At 54.5% G+C, this 26,669-nt stretch carries 31 protein-coding genes; 12 read left to right on the forward strand and 19 right to left on the reverse strand.

Annotated elements, in window-relative coordinates:
- Positions 1 to 10 precede the first annotated feature (10 nt).
- From hpaH to MXMO3_RS00290, 5 genes are all read right to left on the reverse strand, one after another.
- Positions 11 to 814: a 2-oxo-hept-4-ene-1,7-dioate hydratase gene (gene hpaH, locus MXMO3_RS00270; RefSeq protein WP_117394557.1), complete on the reverse strand. Its 804-nt coding sequence runs from the start codon at positions 812 to 814 to the stop codon at positions 11 to 13.
- Between the two features lies 1 nt (position 815).
- Positions 816 to 1,688, reverse strand: a complete 873-nt coding sequence (locus MXMO3_RS00275) for a fumarylacetoacetate hydrolase family protein (protein ID WP_117394558.1) — start codon at positions 1,686 to 1,688, stop codon at positions 816 to 818.
- A gap of 13 nt (positions 1,689 to 1,701) precedes the next feature.
- Positions 1,702 to 2,682 carry a 3,4-dihydroxyphenylacetate 2,3-dioxygenase gene (gene hpaD, locus MXMO3_RS00280; RefSeq protein WP_117394559.1) on the reverse strand — a complete coding sequence of 327 codons (981 nt, stop codon included), beginning with the start codon at positions 2,680 to 2,682 and terminating at the stop codon, positions 1,702 to 1,704.
- A 61-nt stretch (positions 2,683 to 2,743) separates the two neighbouring features.
- Positions 2,744 to 4,258, reverse strand: coding sequence for a 5-carboxymethyl-2-hydroxymuconate semialdehyde dehydrogenase (gene hpaE / locus MXMO3_RS00285; protein WP_117394560.1), 1,515 nt, complete (start codon positions 4,256 to 4,258; stop codon positions 2,744 to 2,746).
- A complete protein-coding gene (locus tag MXMO3_RS00290) occupies positions 4,255 to 4,653 on the reverse strand; it encodes a 5-carboxymethyl-2-hydroxymuconate Delta-isomerase (RefSeq protein ID WP_117394561.1) in 399 nt (132 codons plus the stop codon). Before MXMO3_RS00290 ends, hpaE begins: the two co-directional genes overlap by 4 nt.
- A 138-nt stretch (positions 4,654 to 4,791) precedes the next feature.
- Here MXMO3_RS00290 and hpaR point away from each other — a divergent pair, with 138 nt between their 5' ends.
- Positions 4,792 to 5,214 (forward strand): homoprotocatechuate degradation operon regulator HpaR, encoded by a 423-nt coding sequence (gene hpaR / locus MXMO3_RS00295; RefSeq protein ID WP_027835618.1) that lies wholly within the window; start codon positions 4,792 to 4,794, stop codon positions 5,212 to 5,214.
- Here the strand turns inward: hpaR and MXMO3_RS00300 are convergent.
- From MXMO3_RS00300 to MXMO3_RS00335, 9 genes are all read right to left on the reverse strand, one after another.
- Positions 5,211 to 5,645, reverse strand: a complete 435-nt coding sequence (locus MXMO3_RS00300; protein WP_117394562.1) for a MaoC family dehydratase — start codon at positions 5,643 to 5,645, stop codon at positions 5,211 to 5,213. The two genes, hpaR and MXMO3_RS00300, sit on opposite strands and share 4 nt — an antisense overlap.
- Positions 5,642 to 6,778 carry a thiolase family protein gene (locus MXMO3_RS00305; protein WP_117394563.1) on the reverse strand — a complete coding sequence of 379 codons (1,137 nt, stop codon included), beginning with the start codon at positions 6,776 to 6,778 and terminating at the stop codon, positions 5,642 to 5,644. Before MXMO3_RS00305 ends, MXMO3_RS00300 begins: the two co-directional genes overlap by 4 nt.
- Positions 6,775 to 8,169: an AMP-binding protein gene (locus tag MXMO3_RS00310; RefSeq protein ID WP_117394564.1), complete on the reverse strand. Its 1,395-nt coding sequence runs from the start codon at positions 8,167 to 8,169 to the stop codon at positions 6,775 to 6,777. Before MXMO3_RS00310 ends, MXMO3_RS00305 begins: the two co-directional genes overlap by 4 nt.
- Complete coding sequence (locus MXMO3_RS00315) at positions 8,166 to 8,594, reverse strand: DUF1284 domain-containing protein (RefSeq protein ID WP_162889072.1); 429 nt, start codon at positions 8,592 to 8,594, stop codon at positions 8,166 to 8,168. Before MXMO3_RS00315 ends, MXMO3_RS00310 begins: the two co-directional genes overlap by 4 nt.
- Positions 8,587 to 9,213, reverse strand: coding sequence for an energy-coupling factor transporter transmembrane component T family protein (locus tag MXMO3_RS00320; protein WP_117394566.1), 627 nt, complete (start codon positions 9,211 to 9,213; stop codon positions 8,587 to 8,589). The genes MXMO3_RS00315 and MXMO3_RS00320 overlap by 8 nt, the downstream gene beginning before the upstream one ends.
- A 3-nt stretch (positions 9,214 to 9,216) precedes the next feature.
- Entirely contained in the window at positions 9,217 to 9,879 is a 663-nt protein-coding gene (locus MXMO3_RS18585) for an energy-coupling factor ABC transporter ATP-binding protein (protein WP_162889073.1), read from the reverse strand.
- 15 nt (positions 9,880 to 9,894) lie between these two features.
- Complete coding sequence (locus MXMO3_RS18590) at positions 9,895 to 10,437, reverse strand: biotin transporter BioY (RefSeq protein WP_027835625.1); 543 nt, start codon at positions 10,435 to 10,437, stop codon at positions 9,895 to 9,897.
- 165 nt (positions 10,438 to 10,602) lie between these two features.
- Positions 10,603 to 10,788, reverse strand: coding sequence for a DUF3008 family protein (locus MXMO3_RS00330; protein WP_117394567.1), 186 nt, complete (start codon positions 10,786 to 10,788; stop codon positions 10,603 to 10,605).
- A 59-nt stretch (positions 10,789 to 10,847) separates the two neighbouring features.
- Positions 10,848 to 11,216 (reverse strand): PRC-barrel domain-containing protein, encoded by a 369-nt coding sequence (locus MXMO3_RS00335; RefSeq protein ID WP_027835627.1) that lies wholly within the window; start codon positions 11,214 to 11,216, stop codon positions 10,848 to 10,850.
- A gap of 139 nt (positions 11,217 to 11,355) precedes the next feature.
- Here MXMO3_RS00335 and MXMO3_RS00340 point away from each other — a divergent pair, with 139 nt between their 5' ends.
- Positions 11,356 to 11,568 (forward strand): hypothetical protein, encoded by a 213-nt coding sequence (locus tag MXMO3_RS00340; RefSeq protein ID WP_162889074.1) that lies wholly within the window; start codon positions 11,356 to 11,358, stop codon positions 11,566 to 11,568.
- Positions 11,569 to 11,671: 103 nt separating this feature from the next.
- Here the strand turns inward: MXMO3_RS00340 and MXMO3_RS00345 are convergent, their stop codons facing one another.
- The gene (locus MXMO3_RS00345; RefSeq protein WP_117394569.1) at positions 11,672 to 12,889 is read right to left on the reverse strand and encodes a TsoY family (seleno)protein; all 1,218 of its coding nucleotides are present in this window, start codon (positions 12,887 to 12,889) and stop codon (positions 11,672 to 11,674) included.
- A gap of 228 nt (positions 12,890 to 13,117) precedes the next feature.
- Complete coding sequence (locus MXMO3_RS00350; RefSeq protein WP_117394570.1) at positions 13,118 to 14,818, reverse strand: pentapeptide repeat-containing protein; 1,701 nt, start codon at positions 14,816 to 14,818, stop codon at positions 13,118 to 13,120.
- 128 nt (positions 14,819 to 14,946) lie between these two features.
- Between MXMO3_RS00350 and MXMO3_RS00355 the strand changes: the two genes are divergently transcribed.
- Positions 14,947 to 15,093, forward strand: a complete 147-nt coding sequence (locus MXMO3_RS00355; protein ID WP_205468051.1) for a hypothetical protein — start codon at positions 14,947 to 14,949, stop codon at positions 15,091 to 15,093.
- An 84-nt stretch (positions 15,094 to 15,177) separates the two neighbouring features.
- Here MXMO3_RS00355 and MXMO3_RS00360 read toward each other — a convergent pair whose 3' ends face one another.
- The 3 genes from MXMO3_RS00360 to MXMO3_RS00375 all read right to left on the reverse strand — a co-directional run bounded on the left by MXMO3_RS00360 (position 15,178) and on the right by MXMO3_RS00375 (position 17,397).
- Positions 15,178 to 15,693, reverse strand: a complete 516-nt coding sequence (locus MXMO3_RS00360; RefSeq protein WP_027835630.1) for a fasciclin domain-containing protein — start codon at positions 15,691 to 15,693, stop codon at positions 15,178 to 15,180.
- Between the two features lie 364 nt (positions 15,694 to 16,057).
- Positions 16,058 to 16,510 (reverse strand): MaoC/PaaZ C-terminal domain-containing protein, encoded by a 453-nt coding sequence (locus tag MXMO3_RS00370; protein WP_117394572.1) that lies wholly within the window; start codon positions 16,508 to 16,510, stop codon positions 16,058 to 16,060.
- Positions 16,507 to 17,397, reverse strand: a complete 891-nt coding sequence (locus MXMO3_RS00375; protein ID WP_117394573.1) for a LysR family transcriptional regulator — start codon at positions 17,395 to 17,397, stop codon at positions 16,507 to 16,509. Before MXMO3_RS00375 ends, MXMO3_RS00370 begins: the two co-directional genes overlap by 4 nt.
- Positions 17,398 to 17,587: 190 nt before the next feature.
- Between MXMO3_RS00375 and MXMO3_RS00380 the strand changes: the two genes are divergently transcribed.
- From MXMO3_RS00380 to MXMO3_RS00420, 9 genes are read left to right on the forward strand one after another with little or no spacing between them, the layout of a single operon-like run.
- The gene (locus tag MXMO3_RS00380) at positions 17,588 to 19,087 is read left to right on the forward strand and encodes a CoA-acylating methylmalonate-semialdehyde dehydrogenase (RefSeq protein ID WP_117394574.1); all 1,500 of its coding nucleotides are present in this window, start codon (positions 17,588 to 17,590) and stop codon (positions 19,085 to 19,087) included.
- A gap of 6 nt (positions 19,088 to 19,093) precedes the next feature.
- Positions 19,094 to 20,236: an acyl-CoA dehydrogenase family protein gene (locus tag MXMO3_RS00385; RefSeq protein ID WP_117394575.1), complete on the forward strand. Its 1,143-nt coding sequence runs from the start codon at positions 19,094 to 19,096 to the stop codon at positions 20,234 to 20,236.
- On the forward strand, positions 20,233 to 21,273 hold the full coding sequence (locus tag MXMO3_RS00390) for an enoyl-CoA hydratase/isomerase family protein (RefSeq protein ID WP_117394576.1): 1,041 nt from the start codon (positions 20,233 to 20,235) through the stop codon (positions 21,271 to 21,273). The genes MXMO3_RS00385 and MXMO3_RS00390 overlap by 4 nt, the downstream gene beginning before the upstream one ends.
- 32 nt (positions 21,274 to 21,305) lie before the next feature.
- Entirely contained in the window at positions 21,306 to 22,190 is an 885-nt protein-coding gene (gene mmsB, locus MXMO3_RS00395; protein WP_117394577.1) for a 3-hydroxyisobutyrate dehydrogenase, read from the forward strand.
- Between the two features lie 39 nt (positions 22,191 to 22,229).
- Complete coding sequence (locus MXMO3_RS00400; protein WP_245985775.1) at positions 22,230 to 23,003, forward strand: enoyl-CoA hydratase-related protein; 774 nt, start codon at positions 22,230 to 22,232, stop codon at positions 23,001 to 23,003.
- Between the two features lie 2 nt (positions 23,004 to 23,005).
- Entirely contained in the window at positions 23,006 to 23,776 is a 771-nt protein-coding gene (locus tag MXMO3_RS00405; RefSeq protein ID WP_117394579.1) for an SDR family NAD(P)-dependent oxidoreductase, read from the forward strand.
- Positions 23,777 to 23,784: 8 nt separating this feature from the next.
- On the forward strand, positions 23,785 to 24,969 hold the full coding sequence (locus MXMO3_RS00410; protein WP_117394580.1) for an acetyl-CoA C-acyltransferase: 1,185 nt from the start codon (positions 23,785 to 23,787) through the stop codon (positions 24,967 to 24,969).
- Positions 24,970 to 24,986: 17 nt separating this feature from the next.
- A complete protein-coding gene (locus tag MXMO3_RS00415) occupies positions 24,987 to 25,736 on the forward strand; it encodes an electron transfer flavoprotein subunit beta/FixA family protein (protein ID WP_117394581.1) in 750 nt (249 codons plus the stop codon).
- On the forward strand, positions 25,736 to 26,668 hold the full coding sequence (locus MXMO3_RS00420) for an electron transfer flavoprotein subunit alpha/FixB family protein (RefSeq protein WP_117394582.1): 933 nt from the start codon (positions 25,736 to 25,738) through the stop codon (positions 26,666 to 26,668). The genes MXMO3_RS00415 and MXMO3_RS00420 overlap by 1 nt, the downstream gene beginning before the upstream one ends.
- Position 26,669: the final 1 nt, after the last annotated feature.

Genomic DNA, 26,669 nt, shown 5'->3' on the forward strand with positions numbered 1-26,669 from the left:
GTTTTCTTCCTTATTCAAAATAGGTGCTGACGGTGCCCAGGGGACCAAAGTCGGCCATAATGGTGTCGCCATGGTTGGTTTCAACTGGGCGGATAAAGGAGCCAGACAAAACAATCTCTCCGGGCAACAGCCCGATGTCAAATTGCGCCAAACGCTTGACCAACCACACAAGGCCCATGGCCGGATGGTTCAGCACCCCGGCGCCAAGTCCGGTTTCTTCCACCACCCCATTGCGTTGCACGATGGCACCGATCCAGCGCAAATCCACCTCATCAACGCGCATGGCGCGGCCGCCTAAAACGAGCCCAGCATTGGCGGCGTTGTCCGCGACAGTGTCGACAATCGTCCGCATTTGGCCAGTGTCCGCATCTTTGCGCACAACCCGCGTGTCCAAAATTTCGAGGGATGGGATCACATAGTCGGTGGCGTTGAGCACATCGAACATGGAGACCTTGTCGCCCTTGAGCGGCGCTTTCAAAATGAACGCAATCTCCGCTTCAACCCGCGGTTGGATAAAACGGGTTTTGGGAACGGTCGCGCCATCCTCAAATGCCATATTGTCGAACAGCACGCCCGAATCGGGCGTGGTGATATTCAGCGCCGCTTGCATGGCTTTTGAGGTCAGGCCAATTTTCCAGCCGATACGCTGGTGACCCAAGCTATATTTATGAGCTACCCATGCATCCTGCACCTTATAGGCGTCGGCCAGTTCGGCATCCGGGAAGCGCTTGGAAATCAAGGGGATTTGCTGCCGCGTTTCCTCCGCACTATGCAATTCTCCCGCCAGCATTTTGGCGTCATCCGCACTGATCATTTTAAACCTCATCCCGCACGGTGTTGCGCAACACGCCTATGCCCTCTGCTTCCACTTCGATCACATCACCGGGCTTTAGCCATTGTGGTGGATCGAGCCGTGCACCCGCACCTGTTGGCGTGCCGGTGATGATTACATCCCCCGGTGCCAAGGTGGTGAAGGTCGAGATGTAATTGATCAGCTTTCGAAAGCTAAAAATCATCCGCGACGTGCGATCATCCTGCCGCAGCTCGCCATTGACTTTGGTGGTCAGGCGGATGTCAGCCAGTTGCTCTTCGGCCTCATAGGGCACCAACCATGGGCCGATGGCCCCGGTGGAGTCAAAGTTTTTGCCTTGGGTCACGTTGAATTTGGCGTGGCGCACCCAATCGCGAATGGTGCCTTCATTGCATAAGGACAAGGCCGCCACATGATCCAGCGCGTCCGCTTCGGCAATGTGCCGACCGCCCTTGCCGATCACCAACACGATCTCACCTTCATAATCCAATTGTGGCGATGCAAGAGGCCGCACCAAAGGCTGGTCGTGGCCGGTAAAAGAACGCGGAAACCGAATGAACAGCGATGGGTTTGGCGGTGCCTCTTGCCCATCCTTATATTCTTCATTGCGGCTGGGGAAGTTGACGCCGACGCAAATCAATTTCTCTGGATTCTGGATCGGAATTTCATAAGAAATCTGATCCAAGCCAAAATCATCTGGTTGGTCCTTTGCAGCTTCAGCCAGTTCGGGCAATGCGCCCGCTTCGATCACTTCGCGCAGCCCGGCATACTGGGCGCCAAAGCGGGCAGAAAGATCGACAACACCAGTGTCGGTGATGGCGCCATAACCCAGCTTATTGTTGCGCTGAAAGGTGGCGAGGCGCGTGCGGTTTGACATGATTTATCCGTCCTTATGGCGCAACAATTGGTTGTGCGGCCAGTTGGCTGTCGCAGATCTCAGTGTCGGCAAAGGTTGTGCCCTCTTCAAACCAGCTGCGCGGGGCTGGTGCTCCCCAAAGCGTTTGCCGTTGCGGGTCTTTCAAATCCCATTTGATCGGCTCCATATCCGGATCAACGGTCATATAGTCCGAGCAATAAATCTCGATCCGGTGGCCGTCCGGGTCGCGGATATAGAGGAAAAATGCATTTGAGATGCCGTGACGCCCCGGACCCCGCTCGATATTTTCGAGATAGCCGGTGGTGGACATCAAATCGAGCAAATCGATGATCGCCATGGGGTTGGGCACCCAAAAGGCCGTATGGTGCAAGCGCGGGCCACGGCCATTGGTAAAGGCGATGTCGTGCACGCCGCCTTTGCGGTGCATCCAGGCGGCCCAGAGCTTTTTGCTCTCTTCATCTTCGGTATATTCGGTAACGCGGAAGCCGAGATCATTATAAAAGGCCACGCTGTCATCCACATTGCTTGAAAAGCAATTGAAATGATCAATGCGCAACGGCCGCACGCCTTTATAGAGTTTATAGTGCTGATGGATGGGGGCGAGTTGCTCCATGCGGGCATAAAATTCCAGCGGAATGCCGTGCAAATCGCGGGTGCGCAGCGTGCGGCCCTGATGTGGGCGCTCTATCCACTCGGTCGGCAGCCCTTTGTCGTTGAAGTAGGTTTCTGCCTTGTCCAAATCCGGCTCATCATAGACTTTAAAGCCCAGCACATTGGCCTCCGCTTTCTGCCCTTTGCGCAAGATGATGCAATGGTGATTGCGTTCTTCCAGCGCGCGCAAATACACATTTTCACTGTCTTCGTGCGTGATCTGCAACCCAAGCGTGTCCACATAAAAGGCTTTGCTCGCCGCCAGATCAGTCACCATAAATTCCACATGGGACAAGCGGACAATGTTAAAGTCAGGATAGAGATTACTCTTGGGTACAGGCATCTTAAAAGTCTCCTCAACGCGGCATCGTACCGCAAAATCTTACAGGCCGGCGCGGCTTTGGTCAGCCACCCAGTTTCGGAATAGCGTGGGCCGTGGTGGCAAAAGCAATATTCTTTGTTTCCATGTAGAAATCAAAGGACCAATCGCCGCCATCGCGGCCAATGCCAGAGCTTTTGATGCCGCCAAAGGGCGAGGGCAAATGGCGCACATTTTCTGAGTTCACCCAGATCATGCCTGCTTCAAGTTTGTCGGTGAAGCGCAGCGCCCGGGTCACATCCGAGGTCCAGACATAACCTGTCAGACCATAGTCGGTATCGTTGGCAATGCTCAGCGCTTCTTCTTCGCTCTCAAATTTCAAGGCGCTCAACACAGGGCCAAAAATCTCTTCCCGCGCGATGCGCATATTATTGGTGACATTGGTGAACAGGGTTGGCTCCACATAGCAGCCCGTGAAGCCTTCTGCCTTTTTACCGCCCACCGCAACCGTCGCGCCTTCCTGGGGCCCGATCTCGAGATAGTCCAGCACCTTTTTTTCATGCACCGGATGGATCAGCGGGCCGACAACCGTCTCTGGATCAAGGGGATGCCCCACTTTGATGTTTTTGGCTTTCTCGGCAACCTTGGCGGTGAATTCCTCATAGATCGACGATTGCACCAACAGGCGCGAAGACGAGGTGCAGCGCTCACCGTTCAGCGAGTAGATCATAAACACGGCCGCATCCGCCGCACGATCCAAATCCGCATCGTCAAAAACCACCACCGGATTTTTGCCGCCCAATTCAAAATGAAACCGCTTTAGCGTGTCTGCCCCCTGCTTCATGATCATGGAGCCGGTGCGGCTTTCGCCTACAAAGCCTACCGCTTTGATGTCAGGATGTTCGGTCAGCGCCTTGCCGGCATCTTCACCAAAACCATTCACCAGGTTCCAAACACCTTTGGGCAGGCCCGCCTCTTCGGCAATCTCGACCAGAAGCCGTGCGGTCAATGGTGAAAACTCGGCGGGCTTATGCACGACAGTACATCCTGCAGCCAGCGCCGGGGCGATCTTCCATGTGGACAGCATAAAGGGGGTGTTCCACGGGGTAATGATGCCAATGGGGCCAATAGGGGTTCGGCTGGTGACATTGAGTTGGTTGAGTGCGCGTAGGGATTCGCCGTCTCTGGCCATCGGCGCACGATCTGCAAAGAACCGGAAATTTTCTGCACCGCGCAGCGCGGCTTTGGACATGAAGCGGATTGCCTGCCCCGTGTCTACGCTTTCCACAAAGGCAATCTCTTCCGCTCGCGCTTCGATGGCGTCTGCGATGCGGTGCAACAGTTTTTTGCGCTCTTTGCCCGGCATGGCCGCCCATTCAGCAAAGCTCGCCTTTGCCGCTTTTGCCGCCTTGTCGATATCCGATGCGCCCCCACGCGCCACCTTTGCGATCGGCTCAAGGTCAATAGGCGAAATCACGTCGAACTGCTCGCCGCTATCGGATCCAACGGCCTGCCCATCAATATGGTTTAAGACCCCATCCTGGCGAAAGCGCGCCAAGTAGGATTGTGCCTTTTCTATATTGGTGTTCAGGTCGGTCATGAATTCGGTCCTGTTGCTCGAATGCGTTTATGGATCGTGTTGCGCTTCCAGCTCAATTCAGCGTCGATCTCGCGAATTTCCAAGGAGAGGGCAAAATGATCGGTTTCAAAAAGCGGCGCCAGCACGGTTCGCGCGCGCTCCATCAGCGCATCGCCAACTTTCTTTTTCTCTTCAAGGCTGCGGCCTTTACCGACGCGCAAATTGAGATCAACAAATCCGTTTTCCCTCTGCAGATCGGCAATGGCATAATGCGCCGCACTAAAGGCGCGCACGCGGATGCCCCCTAGCTCAAACAAGTTGGACGACACCATCACCGAATGCAATTCACGGCAGAGATGGTCCATGTCGGTTTTGTCAGCCAAATTGGCTGAATGTTCTATAACTAGATGCGGCACAAAGACCCCTCCCGCCCATTGTTTAACATGTTAAACATTTTTGTTCGCTATTGTCAAATCAGCAAAAACACTTGCCGCACATCAACAATCCCGCGATAAAGGGAACCAAATGTTTGGAAGCTGAATTGGACAGGACCTATGTTTCCACAAAGTACCCGCCGTTCTCTGCCCATGGCCCTTTTGCGTGCGCGGGAATCTGTCATGTCGAGGTTTCGCCCGATGTTGGCGGCGCAAAATGTGACAGAACAACAATGGCGCGTGCTGCGGGTTGTTGATGAAGGCGGGCCGTTGGACGCAACTGAAGTGGCCAAACGTGCCTCGGTTTTGGCGCCCAGCCTAACCCGCATCATCAAAACGCTGGAAGATCGCGGCTTTATCCAGCGCCGCCGCGCTGATGATGATGGCCGACGCGCAGTGCTCTCGGTAACTGACGGGGGCAAGCGGTTTATTGCGGATATTTTGCCCGAACAACGCCGTATCTATAAAGCGCTTGAGGAACAATATGGCGTCGAGCGGATTGAAACATTGCTCGACCTGTTAGAAGAGTTTGTCGACGACTAGCCACCAGGTTTGAGGGCATAATAGTCACGCATATCTAGCGCCATCACCAACTCGTCGCCCGCCCCTCGGCAGCTCACCGCATAGGTCACATAGACCCCGGCTTTTTGCGTCCGCACATGGCGAACCTCCGCCTTAAAATAGAGCAGATCTCCAACGCGCGTCGGGGCTTTAAAGCGCACCCTGTCATAGCCAACACTCATGCCGATCATGCCCGGCGGCAGTTCTAAATGCTGCTGCAAGAAGTGCGGCACAAGGCTCAGCAACAAATTGCCCGGCACGATAGCATCGCGTCCCTGATGAAGATTATTTGCATCGCCAACGGCGCGCAAGAAGGCCTCAAGCTGAGTTGACGAGATCACAAACGGTTCTGCGCTTTTAATGCTTTTGCCTAGATAGTCAGGCCAATCGTTCAGCGTTGAAATCTTGATCATTTCTGCATCACCAAAGCTGCGCCCAACCCGCCTGCACCTGCAATGGCGGCCAGGCCATAAGCGCCAATTTCGGCCCGTTGTAATTCATGAAACAGACGCACCAGATTGATCGCGCCGGAGGCGCCAATCGGGTGCCCACGCGCCAACGCACCTCCGCCAAGATTGGTGCGGGCAAGCGGCAAATCAGTCGCTTCAAGACAAGCCATGGCCTGCGCCGCGAAAGCTTCCATCATCTCAACAATGGCAATGTTCGCACAAGACAAATCGAGTTGGCGCAATAGCTTTTCAATGGCTGCAATCGGCGCAAGGCCGGGCAAGGCAGGATCGCTGCCGACGCTTGTGGCGCCACGCAATTTTATTGCATGAGGTTTCAGTTCTGCATGATCATTAAGTGCTTTTTCCGACAACAGCACGCAAAGTCCGGCGCCGTCGGCTTCCACGGCGGTAGTTGCCGCGGTCAAGCCAGTGTCTTTGTCCCCGGCCAAAAGCGGCAGCTTGGCGCACAATTTTGGCGAAAGGGTACGGGTAAAAGCATCCTCCGCCACATCCGCTATGGCCACTATTTCAGCTCGCATATCGACCTGCGCTGCCTGCGCCTTTTGATGACTCTTTATCGCAAATTCTTCTTGCGCTGTGCGCGATATTTGCTTGTGTTTGGCCAAGTGCGCGGCCGCGGCAATCATATCCGGATCACGTTCTGGCCAAGGCGAAAAAGGCGGACGATGATATTCCTGATCTGGCGCGCCATCACGTCCGCGTTTGATCCGCCGCGGCGCGGTGCTGAAGCTTTCCACCCCGCCAGCCAATATAATATCTGCCGCCCCCGCGCCCAGCATATGCATGGCCATTTGTACGGCATCGACGCCGCCGCAACATTGGCTGTCCAACGTTATGGCAGGCACGGCTTCGGGCAGTCCTGCGGCCAGCGCCACCATGCGCGCCACGTTGCCGCCGCCAGCCAAACCATTGCCCAACAGCACATGATCGATTTGGGTTGGCGCAATCTTGGTTTCGTCCAACAGGGATTTGATAAGTGGCGCGCCCAGTTCATGCGGCTGCAAATGTGCGAATGTGCCGCCGCGTGGCACCACAGCGCTGCGTTTAGCAGCCACCATATAGATCGTGTTGCTCATGTGAGCTCCTGCACGCTGTTGGTTCGCCTTGCCGCCGCCAGCTTTTGCAAATCGGTTTTGCCCGAACTGGTGTGCGGCCAATTATCACATAGATAGAAGCGCTGGGGCATTAAATAGGGGGTGAGGTGCGGACGCAAGGCTGCGGCCAACGTTGCTCGATCCACCGACTGCGCAAGCTGGACCACGGCCACAATGCGATGGCCGCGCTTGGCATCCGTTTCGCCGAATATTGCGGCGTGATTCACTTCGGGCAGCGCCAGCAGCGCCGCCTCAATTTCCTCCGGTGCAACATTGCGACCGCTCACTTGAAACATGCGATCCGCTCGGCCCTGCAAATGCAACTGGCCCTGTTCGTCCATAAATCCGGTGTCGCCAACGCTGATGTTGTCAGCTGCGGGGGCAAACCCACCTTCGGTCAAATAGCCTTTAAACGCCATGGGACTGCGCACAAAAACCTGGCCAATTTCGCCCGCTGCCAGGGTTTGCATTTCCGCATCCAAAATTTCGATCTGTACCGACGAAAGTGGCTGGCCAACCAGGCTGGGCGCATCACCCGACCGCACGGACCGAGCTGCCACATAGCTCAATTCGGACGTGCCATAAAATTCGATGAGATCGGCATTGGGGAAACAGGTTTTGACCTTAGCCGCGAGTTCAGGCGACAATTTGGAGCCGGTGGTCAGGATTTTGCAAAATTGTGGTGCAATCTGTCCAGCCTCGGTCAGGGCCACCAATTGGGTGGGCACCGCAAATAACACCGCATTTTGGTGGGTGGCGGCGTGTCGAAAAATCGCGCCCGGATGAAAGCTTGGCAGCAGCAATATTTTCGCGCCTGCCACCAGGCCGCGCAGGGCGGCATAAGTAAATAGCGAGTGGGCAAAGCTGCCCGCCACAATAATTGTCGACTGCGGCGTGATGTTTGAAAAATCCTGATCTGCCTCAAAGCTGTTGAGCCAGGATTGCTCAGTGCGCATGCAGCCTTTGGGTAGCCCGGTGGAACCGGAGGTAAAGCAAGTATAATGCGTTTCACGATCCACCCGGCGAGATGATGACCCGCACAGTGATAATTCGCCTTCCTTATCGATCACCAGATCCGGGGCAATATGGCGCTGAATCTTGTCGCGGGTTTCGGCGGCCCAATTTGGGTCGAAATAAATGGTGTTTTCGCCAACATTCAACGCTGCGATAAAGAAGGCGAGCGCCTCGGTGCTGGTGGGCAGCGCCAGCGCAATTTTTTGCGGCGCCCCGGCGGCAATCAGTTTTTGTTCAGCCGCATCAATACGGTCCAACAGGTCACCAGCGGTCAGTGCCTCTTGCCCCGCAAACAGAGTTGGCCGTGCCCTGTCCGCGCGCAGATGTTTTTTGATGCGAGCGACAAAAGCGGCACTCATACGCTCTCGGCCCGCAGCAAAGTGTTGGCAAACTCATCCGCAGCGATTTGATCGCAAAAACCGCGCCATTGGCAATCAAAACACCCCCGGCGGATATGGTTGTCGCGAAAGGCTTTACGCGTGTCATCGGTAAAAATATCCGCAGGGGCAAGTGTATCGCCAACTTTCAACTCACGCCCGAGCAATTCTGAAATGTCGGCCAGCGCCAACGCGTCACGCTGATCTATGCGCGGTTCGAAACAATGGCTGCCGTCGCAATCCTTCACGCTTTGGCAAATCTCGTCGGGCCGATCAATAATCTGCATCATTTCATTGGCGCGCATACGTTTGGCAATGGCTTGGAAATCACGTTCAAACTGTCGGCTGTAGCCGCGTCCCGCGAAGGTGAGCGCACACAGCAAATGATGGCCGCGAATTCTAATCATGATGCCGCCCGTCTTTTGCCAACGGTGCCCCGGCCGAGCGGGCATCAATGGCTTGTGCAATATCGTCGGCTGACTTGAGGGTGCGGATCATTGTGGGCGTGATTAGCGCCCGCCAGTTGCGGCCCAACCCTCGTGCTTTTTGCGCTTCGCGCACCTCTTGATAGGTTTCGCGCACCATTGGGATAAAGCGCAGCGAAAGCGAGAAGGCAAGGCCAACTTTTTCCGCCACATCGGCGCCGAACACTTTGCCTACGCTGCGTTCAATGCCTTCGATCATTTCGCTGGTTTTGCTGGTAAGGGTCAACAAGGTTGCCGCCACGATCATGATCGCAAAGCGCAAAACCACATAAAGACCGAACTGCCAATCATTGAGCCATAGCTGCACCAGAAAGATCAGCACCAGCACCCACAGGGCCGGACGCACCGCCTGCCACGCGAGGGTAAGCGATAATTTGGCCAGCAAATAGGCCGCCAGTACCGCCACGATCGCCCCCGCGAGAAACCACCAGCTTTGCAGTAAAAACAGTAGGGTGCAAAAGATGAAAAGCAGCACGATTTTCAAGCCTGCCGGGGTGCGGTGCACGGGGCTGTTTCCGGGCTTATAAAGGCTGATCAGCATCGTTTAAACCGACAGGTCGCGATAGGTTGCAATGATTTGGGACGGGTCGCCATCTGCATGCAACCGCCCCTCATGGATCAGCAATAAGCGATCCATTTGCGCCATCAAATCCAGATCATGGCTGACGATAATCAATTGCTGCTCCAGCTTGTCCAACATGGCGAGCAGAATGGCGCGATTGCGCAAATCAAGCAAGGTGGTCGGCTCATCCAGAATGATATGTTCGGGCTGCATGATCAGCACCCCAATCAGGGCGATCAGCTGTTTTTCACCGCCGCTTAGTTCGTGGGTCAGGCGTTCGCGCAGATGCGCCAACCCAAACTTTTTCAACAGCGCGTCGCTGCGGTCGTTGATTTCGGATTTGCTGAGGCCGGACTTTTTCAAGCCAAAGGCGATGTCCTCCTCCACCAGCGGCATCACCAGCTGGTTGTCCGGATTTTGGAACACAAAGCCGACGCGGGCGCGGTGTTTGCTTATGTCAGCGCCGCCCACGCGCACTTGGCCCGTAGCACAGGGTTCCAGCCCATTGAGCAATTTGGCAAAGCTTGATTTGCCCGAGCCGTTATGGCCAATAATGCCAACGCGGCTTTCGGTCAGTTTGACGGAAATATCGGACAGGATGGTCCGTTCATTCTTGATCAAACTGGCCTTTGTGATCTCAATCATGGGCGGCAAAAGCCCTTACTTCTTGATGATGGGATAGGATTTCGCGACAGTCACAATCACCAAAGCGGCAATCACAGCTTTTACCACATCGCCGGGGATAAAGCCCATAGAGCCGGTGAAGGCCTGGCCCAATGAAATACCTGCCACAACAGAAATCCATGGAATGCCCAACGCATAGAGCACCACAATGCCCCCCACCACGCTGGCGATGAAGGCATTGATATAATTCAAACTTTCCCAGAAACGCTCAACCAGCAGGCCAACCACAAAGGCGGCCACGATCCAGCCGAGCAAAAAGCCGCCACTGGCGCCAAAGAAAACGCCAATGCCGCCGCGGCCACCGGAGAGCAACGGCAGCCCCACGGCCACAAGGGCCAAGAACAGCACCATTGAAAGCGCACCGCGCTTTGCGCCCAAAACGCCCCCGGCGAGCATAACGCCCAGAGATTGTGCGGTGATCGGCACAGCGATCACGGGCAGTGTGATTGGGGGAAACACCCCGAGAACAGCCATGATGGCGGCAAAAAGTGCGATCAGAACGATATCACGGGTGGTCATGCTTTCTTCCCCTTAAGCAAAATCATTGGCTGGGGTGTTATCGCATTTAACCACGCCTGACAATTTCAATCGGCAATTCTTATTTGACCAATTGGACAGGAGGAAGCGCTGGTTGCAGGCGCTTTATACCGTGAAGCGAGCAACTAACCGATTGAGTATGTGGGACTAATTGTCCACATGCTCCGGTTTGTTGGCATGTTTGGTTTCGGCAAAATCGCGCAATTCATCTTCGTCCATCGTCTCATACATTTCCTTGGCGGCACCTTGCAGTTCGCTCACTTTCATTTCGCCACGCTTGGCCGCGAGCGCCATGCCAGCCGCTTTTTGCTGAGCTTTGGATTTTGCGGGCATAAGGGCCTTCCATAATGTTGGCGCCACCGCGCCGAATGCGGCGCAGTGGGCTGAGTTGGTTAGATAAAATAAGGCGGTGTACCGAAGTGATGGTAGACGCGGTGCTCAAATTCACGGTCGTTGAGCGCGGTCACTTCTTCGGCAGAAAACGTTGGCGCCGACTTAAGCTTTTCCTCGGAGACATCAAGCTTATAGCCACCAAGCTCGGTGTCATAATCAAGCTTTTCCCACGGCACGGTGTGGTAATCCTCTCCCATGCCCAAAAAGCCACCGATCGACAGAATCGCGTGCGCGACCTGACCGGTCTGCTTGTTGATCATTAGGGATTTCACTGTACCCATTTTCTCGCCGGAGGCATCGTAAACCTTTGTTCCGTCTACCTTTTCCGCCGCAATCAGATCGTGTGTTTCGTCCAATACAATTTGCATATCATCCTCCTTTCGTCACGCATGGTGACAGATGATGAGTAAGAGGAACGCGTTTGACCCGGGCAAAGTTCCACCTGTCGCCGATCTGGGAACAAAATCGAGGGTTGTGCGTTATCTGTTCAAACAAAGGAGCAGACAAATGACTAATAAATTCATCATGTTAGGAATTGTTGCACTGCTTTTATCCGGCGCAGCCTTGATAACAGAAGTCGTTTTCTTCGGCAGTAGTGTGAGCACCAGCGCTCTTGTTTCAGAAAGCTTTTTGATGCCGCTCAGTTTTATCTTTTTTCTGATCGCAGGTGCCTTTTTAATTGTCGGTTCGATGATCAAGGTGGCTGAGATTAGCGACTAATAGTTCCATAAAAACTGGAATCCGCCCAACATTTTAGGCGGATTCTCAAAGATTATACATAAATGTGCAAAACCGCCCCTTCACATTGAGGGGCGGTTTTCATCTATTCTGCCGCTGCGGGATGTGGCAGAATTTTGGTGGTGGAGAAGTGCTGTTTGTTCAGCCTGACCACCAGCACAATCATGGCAATCTGGAAGGCAAGTGCGGGCAATGTGAACGCCCAGTAGGCAACACCGAACTTGGCGATAAGACCCGCGCCGACCAATCCCTTATTCACGAAGAAATGAACCATCACGGAGAGCGCCACGCCCGGGCAAACCAAAGCATATGCGCCTGCGGATTTCTGCCCCTCTTGCGACAGGAATGAGGCCACGTAATTCTTTGCTTTCAGGGCGTTCCAGCCGACCAGGGCGATAAGCAATTGCACCGCAAGCAGGCCGCCGAGCATGACAAAATTGTGCGCGGTGTCGAAATGCATATCAAACTGGGTGTGCATGCCGTGATTAATGCGCAGACTTGCGATGCCCAACACGGTCAATAATGGAATGATGACAAGCAATGTTGGCGCGGCTTCGGCGGCCAGACCATTTTGCAAAATTGAGTTCAACCCAATGACGGCCGCAACCAGCGCGATAAGCACCGCCGCGATAAAGAAGAACCCTGCCAAGGCAACACCCACGCCCACGATGATTTTGGATTGGGACAAGGCAGCAGGTGCGGCGAAGCCAACCGAAATCATGGCGAAGGCAAAGGCGGGCAACACTTGGGCAAAGGAGTTGTTGGCCCTTTGGTCAAACCCGCCTGCAGCGAAGATACGCGCGAGAAATTTACCGAATAAATTGAGCGCCAAAAGACCGATCAATGCAAAAGTAGCGATGGCTGCGGGGAACAGAAACTCAACAATGGACCATAGCCCCGGTACGAACACCAAGCCGACAATAAATGCGACATTGACTGCCATCGCGAGGGTGAGCGGCAGCGCTATCAATTGGGTTTCAGCGTTCGAGTTTTTCAACTTGCGAAAGGCCTCGGTTTCGCGAAACTTTGAATATTCACGCAAGTTCCAAGCCAGCAAGCGAAAGTGCAATATGGCCAATAGGGCAATGCCCATCAAGGCAATGGTGATCGCGATTTGCAACGGCATATTGGCGGAGGCATAAGCCCGCACAATATCTTCAAACACCGGCACCGGTTGCCCAGGGTGGGGCACCCAGAACATCAAATACATAAAGAACGTAACAACCAACCCACCAGCGCCAACGCTGGCCAGAAAATACAATGGCGCATAGCGCTCTTTCAGGTTTTTCGGCATAGAAAGCATTTCCCAACTCCATCTTATTAAATATATAAGCATATACTAATATTGATAGTTGGAGTTGGCTAGATGGGTGTTGGGGATAGATTGTCGCAGGGGGATCAGCTTCTCAAGGATAACGAAGCACTCGCGAGGAAGAACCATGATTTAGTGCCACCATAAAGGAACATTGGGCCTTCATGATTCTGCCTGCGACGAAGTCATGGTACACAACTTAACGTCCCTGTATTTCTACTATCGCATGCGGAAAGTGTTTCGAAGACCAAGCAGAAGAAGAAAAAACAAAACGCCACCGATTAGTTGCTCAACTATGCCAAGTGCGCTGAACCATGTGACACTGCCGGTTGCCTGGTAGATGGCGTTTATGTCACGCTCATAGCCAGTTAAATACTCGCCCAATTCCGGCTGAACGCCGTTTCGGATTAGCGTGTCAAAAAATGGAATGAGATTGCGCAAAGAATGCAGAAAGCTAAACTTTATGCCCTGCCAACCGGTCAAACTGGACGGCCACGCGAAAAGATAAAGGCTATAAAAGAGCACCAACAATGCCGCCAAACACTCCAAGGGTCGACCATAGCTTTGACCAAAATTGCTGGCCTTCATATATAGCCAACTCACAAAGAGTGGCCACCACCCTCTGATTTCTGTTCCCCGCTTCGCCGCCATTTCCATGGCAAAAAACTGACTGGCCTTTTCATGGTCATTGTTGGCTTCTGCCATTTGCTTAATCTTACGGAGCTTGTCCGTTTGTTGTTGATCGGAATTTAACTCAAACCAATTTGGGTATTGAGGCGATTTAACTTCCAGTCCAGATATAGTTGGTGCGCGATCAAACTTAGCGTGCCTAAAGTCCGGAACCGTTTCTGTAGAAGCCGCGATCTCTAAAGTGTTCGAGAAGGTGGCATTCCTGAAGCTAATTTCTTTTAGATATTCGGCATCAAAGGTCACCTCATGATGGAATTGGGCCCCTTTAAAGCTCACCAATGAACCATGGCTAGGATTTAATGCGAATTCTGTCACTTTCGTTTCTAATGTGGCAGCGTCGCCGATGAGGGCATTACCATTTAAATGAATATCTTTTGCAATGAAGGCACTATTTCGAAAACTCGTTGCTTGGAGTTGAAAGGCCCCATCATTAAACTCCGCTCTAGAAAAATCGAGCTCGCCGCCATGAAATTCGGCCGCCTGCAGCTTTAACCCCCCTTTCAAAAATTTGGCGCCGGAAAAGCAAATCCGCTTTGCTTTAAACACCGCGTCCTCAAAGTTGGCCTCCGAACTAAATTCACTGTTTGAAAATGTGATCATGTCTCCTTGAGACGGATCATTGAATTTGACTTCCTTGAAGAGGTTTTTTTCGCCCTTGAATTCTGCAGCTTCAAAGCAAATGACATTGCAATTCGTAAAAGTCGACGCGCTGAAATCCAAACTTTTAAAAAATTTAACCCCTTGAAAAGAAGCACTCCCAGTCTCAAATCTCGCACCGGAAAAGTTTGTGTCACTACAAAATGTAGCATTTTGGAATGTGATATCACCCCGTGCGACATGTATATGCTGGAAATTGGCACTAGATCGAAAGGTCGCACCAGAAAAATCTGAATCGTTGTCAAATAATCTCATGTGACGGCAATCCACCGCACAAGGGAAGAGAAAACCTGAACAATCACATCTTTTTTGAACAGTAAAGCCCAAATGAATTGTGAACTCATCTCTTTTTTCTTCACGCGAGGCATCGGTTTCGATTTTTTCCAATTGTTTTTCAAAGTGCTCAGCGTGCGCTTTCCAACGAACAGGGTTTTCGAGCAGCACTAAATTCCGATTGATAATTTCCCTTTGGTGTTCTTTTAACCTTGCAAAGTCACTAATTTCGGCCTGAATCTCTTCAAAGTTTTCTCTGTGCCAGTCGCTAAATTCACTAAAATCAGGTTGTTCCGCCATGTTGTTTGCCCCTCAAAGTATACGCATCATCATTTCGATATTCGGCGCGGGGTCAATCTCAAAGCTGGAACCGGTACGCTTTCCAAGACCATACTATTGGCTAAACCTCCGGATTTCGTCTGCCAGTGATGATACTGGACGGCGATGGGGCGATTGCGATTGACCTCATTGATGGCGAACGGCTGTGCGATTTGCTCAAGCAATATGAGCTTGGTGTTTCAACGCAAATGATCGAGCAAATTGATGTTAATCAGAAATGGTTTGAGGGGCTATAAGCGGGGCCTATTTTTGAAAGAAAAAGACCGACCACATGGCGGTGTGGCCGGTCTTTTACTTCGGTCTTGGGAGGAACCTAAAGTTTAGTGGCAGGCAGGGCGTGTGCCGGGCAGCAGCACTTTGTCGATCACGTGGATCACGCCATTGTCCGCATGGATATTGGCGACGACCACATTGGCCATATCGCCAGTGCCGTCAGCAATAGTGACTTTGCCACCATCTGAGGTGATGCACAGGCGCTCGCTGGTCAATACTGGTTTGAAATAGTTTGATCCGTGGGGGAAATCGGCAGCGCGGAGCAACCGGTCATCCACGTGGTAAAGCAGCACATTGGTGAGCTGGTCTTTGTTTTCTGGCTTAAGCAATGTCTCAACTGTGCCTTCGGGCAATGCATCAAATGCTGAGTTGAGCGGGGCATAGACGGTGAATGGGCCGTCGGAGTTCAAAGTGTCGACCAAGCCAGCGGCAGAGACTGCGGCGACGAGTGTTGAGAAGCGGTCATCGCCTGAGGCGATTTCGACGATGGTTTGCGCTTGGGCGGCTGTGGTGAGCGCCAAAGCTGTGGCCATCGTGGCTGCGATCTTGCGAATTGATTTCATTGTACTTACCTTTGATTGGCTAAGCGCCGTAATTGATGTTTGCAGACCAATTAACGGCGATGCGCGGGTTCTGGATCACGGAACCCGCGCCCTTTGCGCTCAAAACTTTGTAAACAATCTGTTGCGCAATTGGCGCATTGGCTTGATTTTGGTTGACGCGTTCATGTTGATCGGCAGCGCGCGCGTCCGCGTTTGCGTGTATTCTCAGCCAGGTTTTGCGCAACAAACAGTCCGCCCTGCGCCCGCCAACACTGCATGGATCCCCGAGTCAAGCCCGAGGATGACAGTGGGTGGGCTTGATGACGTGCCCTAGTCGTTTGCGCAGGCGAGTTGGACGGGTTTGTGGGCGCTTTGGAGGGAAGTATTATTCTTCGCGACACGGCACCAGGCAGGTCCATTTTTGGGTGGCGACGAGTTTGCCGGTGTCGAGATTGATCGTGTTCAGCAAAATGCCGACATAGCCGCGCGGGGCGGTGCGGGATTTGGTGAGCTCGACAATTTCGCCCTTCACCGTGACGCTTTCGCCCGGATAGACCGGGGCGGCGAATTTCAGGTCGTCGATGCGCATGCCGATCAATGGATTTTGGCCGAAGGGTTTGATCAGCGCCATCAGGCGCATGGTGGCGGAGAGGGTTTGCCAGCCGGAGGCGATGATGGTGCCGAATGGGCCGTCTTTCGCCTCGTCCTCATTCACATGGATGAATTGCGGGTCATATTCTGAAGCGAACTCGTGCACTTTTTCTGCCGTCAGCGTGTAGGTTTCGGTTTCGAACTTTTCGCCGAGGGTCAAATCTTCAAAATAACGGGTCTTTGTCATGCTCTTGCTTTCAGGCGCTGTTGCACATCTTTGGTGATAAAATCGGCCACCGTGCGCACACGGGTCAAATGGGCCAAATCTTCGTGGATGGTGAGCCACAGATCGCGCTTGATTTCCACTTCATCGGGCAGGATGGGGATCAGGTTGGCGTGATCTTTGGCGATATAATCGGGCAGGATGCAGACCCCGGCCCCGTCGACCGCCAATTGCACTTGCACATGCAGGCTGGTGGCGGTGAGGTGGGCTTTGAGCGACGGGTCGACGCTGGGGATATAATCCAGTTCTTTGTCGAAAATCATATCCGGAATATAGCCGATGCCGCGCACGCGCTTCAGGTCGCGGCGGGCGATAATTTCCGCATGATTGTCGAGATAGGATTGGGCGCCATAAATATGCAGGGCATAGGACGCGATTTTGCGGATTTTGACGCGGCCGGTTTGTGGCCGCGAGCCGGTGATCACAAAATCGGCTTCACGCTTGGAGAGCGAGAAGTTGCGCGGCACGGTGATCAATTGCACTTCCAATTGCGGATGCAAGCGGCAGAGTTCTGCTGCGCCCTCGGCAAGTAGAAAGCTGGCGACGCCTTCATGGGCGCCGATGCGCACGGGGCCGGACAGGTCGGAGCGCTTGTCGCTCAATTCATCAATGGCGCGCATGGCATCGCTTTCCACCTGCTCGGCGATGGGCAGCATTTTCAGCCCAGCATCGGAAAGGGCATAGCCCTGGGGCGAGCGGTGGAACAGCTTTGTTTTAATATTCTCTTCCAGCGCGGCAATGCGGCGCGACACGGTGGCGTGATCGACACCCAGTTGGGCGGCGGCCAAAGTGAGCGTGCCGTGGCGGGCCACAGCGAGGAAAAACCGAAAATCGTCCCAATTGGTGCGCATAATGGCGTGAGATTAGCTGATGTGTTACACTATAGCTACTGTATTTTTGCACAATGGTTTTGCTTGATTTGTTGTTGAACGCCCATTCACGCACAATATGATGCGGGCGATATGTTTTTTAAGGCGCAGTTTGCGCAGCGCACAGCGATAGCTGATTTTGCGCGCAAGGGATCTGGAGGAGGCCCGAGCAATGAACGAGATCACCCACTTTATCAATGGCGAACATGTTAAAGGCACATCTGGCCGTTTTGCTGATGTGTTGAACCCCGCAACTGGCGACGTGCAGGCGAAAGTGCCGCTGGCCAGCAAGGACGAATTGGCCAAGGCCATCGAGATTGCCAAGGAAGCACAAATCGCATGGGGCAACACCAATGCCCAACGCCGTGGCCGCGTGATGATGAAATTTGTTGAGCTGTTGCATCGCGATATGGACAAACTGGCCGAAGCCCTGTCACGCGAGCATGGCAAGACCCTGCCAGACGCGAAAGGCGATGTGGTGCGCGGGTTGGAAGTGGCTGAATTTTCCATCGGTGCGCCGCACTTTATGAAGGGCGAATATAGCGCCGCCGCCTCAACCGGCATCGACATTTATTCCATGCGCCAGCCATTGGGTGTTGTGGCAGGCATTACGCCGTTTAACTTCCCAGCCATGATCCCGATGTGGAAATTCTGCCCCGCGATTGCCGCGGGCAATGCGTTTATCTTGAAGCCGTCGGAGCGCGATCCATCTGTGCCGAACATGCTGGCGGAATTGATGATTGAAGCGGGTTTGCCCAAGGGCGTGCTGAATGTGGTGCATGGGGACAAAGAAGCCGTGGACGGCATTTTGGACCATGAAGATATTCAAGCCATCGGCTTTGTGGGGTCTACCCCGATTGCTGAATATATTTATTCGCGCGGTTCTGCGAACGGTAAACGCGTGCAATGTTTTGGTGGCGCGAAAAACCACATGATCATCATGCCGGATGCGGACATTGAGCAAGCCGTGGATGCGCTGGTGGGCGCAGGTTATGGCGCTGCGGGCGAACGCTGCATGGCCATTTCAGTTGCCGTGCCCGTGGGCAAGGAAACTGCCGACAAATTGGTGGCCGCTTTGAAACCCCGCGTGGAAGCGCTGCGGGTTGGCCCTTACACGGAAGGCGACAATGTGGACTTTGGCCCGCTGGTGACCGGGGATGCGCTGAAGCGCGTGACCGGGCTGGTGGATAAGGGCGTTGAAGAAGGCGCAGACCTTGTTGTGGATGGGCGCGGCTTTAAGCACAGCACCAATCCAGACGGGTTCTTTATCGGCCCTTGCCTTTTCGACAATGTGACCGAGGGCATGGACATCTATAAAGAAGAGATTTTTGGCCCTGTGCTTTCTGTGATGCGGGCGGAAACTTATGAAGATGCGGTTGGCTATGCTATGCGCCATGAATATGGCAATGGCGTTGCGATTTTCACCCGCGATGGCGACACGGCGCGTGACTTCACCCACCGGATCAATGTGGGCATGGTTGGCGTAAACGTGCCGATCCCCGTGCCGCTGGCTTATTACACCTTTGGTGGCTGGAAGCGCTCCGGCTTTGGCGATTTGAACCAGCACGGTCCGGATGCGTTCCGCTTCTATACGCGCACCAAAACCGTGACCTCGCGGTGGCCTTCTGGTGTGAAAGAAGGCGCGAGCTTTACCATTCCTGTGATGGAGTAATCCGAGATGGATTTTGCATTAAGCGAAGAACAAAGCGCCATTTTTGATATGGCGCGGGAATTTGCCGCCGAGAACATTGCACCCCACGCGGTGGAATGGGATCAGGCCAAGCATTTCCCTTTGGATGTGATCAAGCAAACAGCCGAATTGGGCATGGCGGGCATTTATGTGCGCGACGATATTGGCGGGTCTGACCTGACCCGGTTGGATGCAGCGCTGATTTTTGAAGCTCTGTCTCATGGTTGTCCGGCCACGGCCTCTTTCCTCTCCATCCACAATATGTGTGCCTGGATGATCGACCGCTTTGGCAGCGAAGAGATGCGTCAAGAGTGGGGGCCGCAGCTTTGCACCATGGATAAGGTGGCCAGCTATTGCCTGACCGAGCCGGGATCTGGCTCGGACGCGGCGGCGCTGAAAACCACGGCCAAGCGTGACGGCGACGAGTACGTGCTGAACGGCACAAAGAGCTTCATTTCCGGCGGCGGTGTGTCTGACCTTTATATCGTGATGGCCCGCACCGGCGAAGAAGGCCCGAAAGGCATTTCGGCCTTCTTGGTGGAAAAGGGCACAGAGGGCCTCAGCTATGGCGCCAATGAAAAAAAGATGGGCTGGAATGTACAGCCCACCTCCGAAGTGGTGATGAACAATGTGCGTGTGCCGGCCAGCAATTTGCTGGGCACGGAAGGCGACGGGTTCAAATATGCCATGAAGGGGCTTGATGGCGGGCGGTTGAACATTGCGGCCAGCGCCTTGGGCGCAGCGCAAGCGGCGCTCGACAAGACGCTGGGCTATATGGAAGAGCGCAAAGCCTTTGGCAAAAGCATCAACCAGTTTCAGGCGCTGCAATTCCGCTTGGCCGACATGGAGATTGAGCTGCAGGCCGCACGGGTTTTTCTTTACAAGGCGGCCTGGACCTATGACCAGCAATTGCCCGAGGCAACCAAATATTGCGCCATGGCCAAACGGTTTGTGACCGACACGGCCTTTGATGTGGCCAACCAGGCCCTGCAATTGCATGGCGGTTATGGCTATTTGGCCGATTATGGCATTGAGAAAATCGTGCGGGATTTGCGGGTGCACCAGATTTTGGAAGGCACCAATGAGATCATGCGCATGATCGTGGCGCGGCAACTCTTGAGTGCATCATGAGCGAGAAAGAAGTTCTGATTTCGAGCCAAAATGGGGTTGGGCACATTGTGCTTAACCGCCCCAAAGCCCTGAACGCTTTAAGCCACCAGATGGTGCTGGATATGCTTGAGGCCATGAAAGTATGGCAGGGCGATCCGGGCATTCATGCGTTGCTGATTGAGGGCGCGGGTGACCGCGCCTTTTGCGCTGGCGGCGACATTCAGGCGGTTTATGAAAATGGCCGCACCGACCATGATGCGGTGATGCAGTTCTGGCGCGACGAATATGAATTGAACGCGCTGATTGAGAATTACACCAAGCCCTATGTGGCCATGATGCATGGCTTTATTATGGGCGGCGGTGTGGGCGTTTCCGCCCATGGCAGCCACCGGATCGTGACCGACAATTCCATTATTTCCATGCCGGAAACCGGCATTGGGTTTTTGCCTGATGTGGGCGGCACCTATTTGCTGTCGCGTGCACCCGGCGGCTTAGGGTATTTCTACGGGTTGACCGGCGGACGCATGACTGCCGATGATGCCATCTATTGTGGATTTGCGGATTATTACGTACCGGAGGACAAGTTTAACGCGCTGAAAGAGGCCATTTTGGCCGGTGGCGATGTGGACGAGTTGATCAAAGCCCATGCGGCAACACCGCCAGAGGGCGATGCGCGCTGGCACCACACGCAAATTGCCGACTGGTTTGCGGACAAGAGCTTTGACGACGCGATGGCCGCGATTGAAGCGGATGAGAGCGAGTTTGCACAAAAGGCTTTGAAGGTTTTGAAGCGGCAGTGTCCGCTATCGGTGAAATCGACCTTTCATGCCATCAATGAAGCGAAGCAGATGGACAGCATTGAGCCCTGTTTAGGTCAGGAATTCCGCTTCGCCGATGCATCGCTTTATGACGTGAATTTTTACGAGGGCATTCGCGCCGCGATCATTGAGAAAGATCGCAACCCGCAATGGGTGCCCGCCACGCTCGACCAAGTGAGCGACCAAATGGTGTCAGCCATGTTCAAGCCGCTTGGGGAAAAAGAGCTGAGTTTAAAATAGCCGTTGGGACGGCTTGTCTTTGGGAGGACAACATGAAGATCGCATTTATCGGACTGGGCAATATGGGCGGCCCTATGGCTGCAAACCTATCCACCGCCGGGCACGAGGTGCTGGGCTTTGATTTGAACCAGGAGATTGCGCAAAAAGCGGCGGCCAAGGGCGTGCAGCTGGCCCATAGCGCCGAAGGCGCGGTGGAAGGCGCCGATGTGGTAATCTCCATGCTGCCCAATGGCAATATTGTGCTGAGCGTTTATAAGCAACTTTTGGGGCTGGCGAACAAAGGTACTGTGTTTCTGGATTGCTCCACCATTGATGTGAAAAGCGCCGAAGAAGCACATGCCATGGCGAAAGAGGCGGGCATGTTGAGCCTTGATGCGCCGGTTTCCGGCGGCGTGGGTGGCGCAGAAGCAGGCACGCTGACCTTTATGGTGGGCGGCAGCGACGATGCCTATGGCAAGGCCAAGCCCTTGTTCGACATTATGGGGCAAAAGGCCGTGCATTGCGGCGCTGGCGGCGCCGGACAGGCGGCCAAAATCTGCAACAATATGCTGCTGGCGATTTCCATGATCGGCACGGCGGAAGCGTTTAATCTGGCGGACAAGCTCAACCTCGATAAATCTGCATTATTTGATGTCATTTCCACATCATCCGGCTCTTGCTGGAGCGTGAACACTTATTGTCCGGTACCGGGCGTTGGGCCGGAAAGCCCCGCTGATCGGGACTATAAGCCGGGTTTTGATGCCAGCCTGATGCTGAAAGATCTGAAACTGAGCCAGGACGCTGCTAGCCAAACGGATAGTGCCACCCCCCTTGGCGCGCACGCCACATCATTGTATGAAAAGTATGTCGAAAAACACGGCGTGGGGCACGATTTTTCCGGCATCATCAACGATTTGGATGCGCTTAACAAAGCTTAAGCGCACCCATTTCCAATTTTGATCGAGGTAAAGGATAGCGTGATGACCGATGTAATTTTGGTGGAACAGGTCGAGCGGGTGGTCAAAATCACCCTCAATCGCCCGGACGCGCTGAATGCGCTGAATCTGGATGTGATGGAGGCGGTGGCCACCGCGCTCGAAAAATATGACCGCGACCCAAGTGTAGGCTGCTTTGTGATCACCGGATCCGAAAAAGCATTTGCCGCCGGGGCGGACATCAAGGAAATGCAGGACAAAACCGCAACCGACATGCTGAACGCAGACTGGTTTGCCGGATGGGACCGCCTATCGCGCATTCGCACGCCGATTTTGGCAGCGGTGAACGGCTATGCGCTAGGCGGCGGCTGTGAACTGGCGATGATGTGCGACGTGATCTATGCAGGCGACCGCGCCAAGTTCGGCCAACCGGAAATCAAGCTCGGGGTGATCCCCGGCATGGGCGGATCGCAACGGCTGACCAAAGCCGTGGGCAAATATAAAGCCATGGACATGATTTTGACCGGCCGGATGATGGACGCCACCGAGGCGGAGCGCTGCAATTTGGCGGCGCGGGTTTTTGATGCTGCCAGCTTGGTGGATGAAGTGATGAACATCGCCAAAGAGATTGCTGGCTTTGGCAAACTCTCTGTGATGGCGGGCAAGGAAGCGGTGAACCGCGCGCTTGAGGGCGGCTTGACCGAGGGCGTTTTGTTTGAACGTCGCAGCTTCCACGGCTTGTTTTCCAGCCACGACCAGAAAGAAGGCATGGCTGCCTTCAGCGAAAAACGCGACGCCAACTTCAAGGGTGAATAGATATGCATATTGATGATGAACTGACCGTTGTCGTATCCGGCGGCGCGTCTGGCCTGGGCGAAGGCGTGGCGCGACACCTCGCGATTTTGGGCGCACGGGTCGGTATTTTCGATCTGAATGAAGAGGATGGCCAGCGGGTGGCTGACGAGATTGGCGGCGCCTTTGCCAAGGTGGATGTATCGGATGCCGACAGTGTTGATCGCGGCTTTGAACATGTGCGCGGGCAATTGGGGCAAGAGCGGGTGATGGTGAACTGCGCCGGCATTGCGCCGGGCGCCAAAACCGTGGACCGCGAAGGCAACCCGCACGATGCGGGTCTGTTTGCCAAAACCTTGGGCGTCAATCTGATCGGCAGCTTTAACTGCGCCTCGCAATCGGCTGCGGGCATGGTGAAAATGGATGCGCTTTCAGGCGATGGCGAACGCGGGGTGATTATCAACACCGCTTCTGTGGCCGCTTATGAGGGCCAGATTGGCCAGATCGCCTATTCCGCCTCCAAAGGCGGCATTGTGGGCATGACCTTGCCGATGGCGCGGGATTTGTCGCGCGACGGCGTGCGGGTGTTGTCGATTGCGCCGGGCATCTTTTTGACCCCCATGATGAAGGGCTTTTCGCAAGAAGTGCAGGATTCACTGGCGGAAAACACCCCCTTCCCCAAACGGTTGGGGCACCCGGAAGATTTTGCCAAATTGGTGGAACATATCATCATCAATAGCATGTTGAATGGCGAGACCATTCGGCTTGATGGCGCGGTGCGCTTGCAGCCGCGATAGGAGCTTTTATGACAGACCATATTGTAATTGTGGATGCGGCCCGGACCCCGATGGGTGGGCTGCAAGGTGATTTGGGCGCAGCGAGCGCGCCGGACCTTGGCGCTACCGCGATTAAGGCCGCGGTTGAGCGCGCAGGCCTTTCGCCAGAAGATATTTCAGAAGTGCTGATGGGCAATGTGCTCAATGCCGGGATCGGCCAGGCCCCTGCCCGTCAGGCCGCGCTGGGCGCCGGGCTGAAGCTGGGCACCGCCTGCACCACCATTTCCAAAGTGTGTGGCTCGGGCATGAAGGCCGTGATGCTGGCGCATGATCAGCTGAAAGCCGACAATGGTGACATTGTTGTGGCTGGCGGCATGGAAAGCATGACCAACGCGCCTTATCTGCTGCCGAAAATGCGCAGCGGCGCGCGCATGGGTCATGCGGAAGTGATCGACCATATGTTTTTTGACGGGCTGCAAAATGCCTATGGTGATCGGGAATTGATGGGGCAATTTGCCGAGAATTGTGCGGGTAAATATAGCTTTAGCCGCGAGCAGCAGGATGAATTTGCCCTTGGGTCGTTGAGCAAGGCGCTGAAAGCCCAAGAAGAGGGCAGCTTTGACAAGGAAATCGCGCCGGTGACCATTAAGGGCCGCAAGGGCGATGTGACCGTCGACAAAGACGAGCAGCCCGGCAATGCCCGCCCGGACAAAATTCCGCAATTGCGCCCGGCCTTTGCCAAGGATGGCACGGTGACAGCGGCCAACGCGTCCTCTATCTCTGATGGCGCGGCTGCGCTTGTGCTAATGCGCGAAAGTGATGCCAAGGCCAAGGGGCTGAATATCCGTGCGCGGATCATCGGCCATCAAAGCCATGCGCATGAACCAGGCTGGTTCACCACAGCGCCTGTGCCGGCAATGCAAAAACTGATCGACAAGATTGGCTGGGCTGTTCATGATGTTGATCTTTGGGAAATCAATGAGGCCTTCGCCGTTGTGACTCTGGCGGCGATACATGACCTCAAGATTGATGCGGACAAGGTGAATATTCACGGCGGCGCTTGTGCCCTTGGCCACCCAATTGGCGCTTCTGGCGCACGAATTTTGGTGACGCTCTTGCACGCGCTTGAACACACCTCTAAGAAACGCGGTGTTGCCTCGCTTTGTATCGGTGGGGGTGAAGCAACGGCCATGGCAATTGAGATTGCCGACTAACTTACGGAGAGCCAAAGATGAAAATTCTTGTACCCGTGAAACGGGTCGTTGATTACAACGTCAAGATCCGCGTGAAGGCGGATGGAACGGGCGTTGATCTCGCCAATGTGAAAATGAGCATGAACCCCTTTGACGAAATTGCCGTTGAAGAGGCGCTCAAGCTAAAAGAAGCCGGCAAGGCGGAAGAAGTGATCGTTGTGTCGATCGGCCCGGAAAAGGCGCAGGAAACCTTGCGCACTGGTTTGGCCATGGGCGCGGATCGCGGCATTTTGATCAAGACCGACGAGACCGTTGAACCGCTTGATGTGGCCAAATTGCTCAAAGCCGTTGTGGATGAAGAACAGCCCCAATTGGTGATCTTGGGCAAGCAGGCCATTGATGATGATGCCAACCAGACCGGCCAGATGCTGGGCGCATTGCTCGGTTGGGGCCAGGGCACTTTTGCCTATGATGTTGAGCTGAGCGATGATGGCGTGGATGTGACCCGCGAAGTGGATGGCGGTTTGCAGACCGTATCGCTTTCCCTGCCCGCGATCATCACCACAGATTTGCGGCTGAATGAGCCGCGCTATGCCTCTTTGCCGAACATTATGAAGGCCAAGAAAAAGCCTTTGGACGTTAAAGAGCCGGGCGATTATGGCGTTGAGATCAAAAACCGTTTGACCGTTCTCGAAACCACAGAGCCGCCAAAGCGCGCGGCGGGCATTAAAGTGGGTTCTGTTGCAGAGCTGGTTGATAAATTGAAGAACGAAGCGGGGGCAATCTAATGACGACACTTTTGATTGCTGAACATGACAATAAAGCCTTGAACGAAGCCACCTTGCGCGCGGCCAGCGCGGCGGCAAAGCTGGGCGACGGGTTCGATGTTTTGGTGGCCGGTGAAGGCGCTGGTGATGTGGCGGCGGAAGCGGCGAAAATCGCCGGTGCGGGCAAAGTGCTGCACGCCGACAATGCCGCTTTTGCCAACCAGTTGGCCGAGCCTGTGGCGGACCTGATCGTTTCCTTGGCCGATGGCTATGATGCGATTGTGGCCCCGGCAACCTCCAACTGGAAAAACGCCCTGCCCCGCGTGGCGGCTTTGCTTGATGTGATGCAGATTTCTGACATTACCGAAGTGGTGAGCGGTGACACATTTGTGCGCCCGATCTATGCGGGCAATGCGTTCCAAAAGGTGCAAACCAGCGACGCCAAAAAGGTGATCACCGTGCGCACCACGGCCTTTGACGCCGCCGCCACTGATGGCAGCGCCAGCGTTGAAGCGGTGGACAATGCACCGGACAATGCCATCTCCAGCTTTAAGAGCGAGCAATTGGCTGGCGGCGACCGGGTGGACTTGGCCAGCGCCAAAGTTGTGGTCTCCGGCGGTCGGGCATTCGGCTCCAAGGAGAAGTTCAACGAATTGCTTGAGCCCTTGGCGGACAAGCTGGGCGCGGCGCTTGGCGCGTCTCGCGCGGCGGTGGATGCGGGCTATGCTCCCAACGATTGGCAAGTGGGCCAGACCGGCAAGGTTGTGGCACCCAAACTTTATATCGCCATTGGCATTTCCGGCGCGATCCAGCACTTGGCGGGCATGAAAGACAGCACCACCATTGTCGCGATCAACACTGACGAAGATGCACCAATCTTCTCCGTGGCTGACTATGGCCTGGTGGGCGATCTGTTCGAGCTGGTGCCCGAACTGACTTCGGCACTTGACTAAG

The organism is Maritalea myrionectae (genome assembly GCF_003433515.1).
GTDB lineage: Bacteria > Pseudomonadota > Alphaproteobacteria > Rhizobiales > Devosiaceae > Maritalea > Maritalea myrionectae.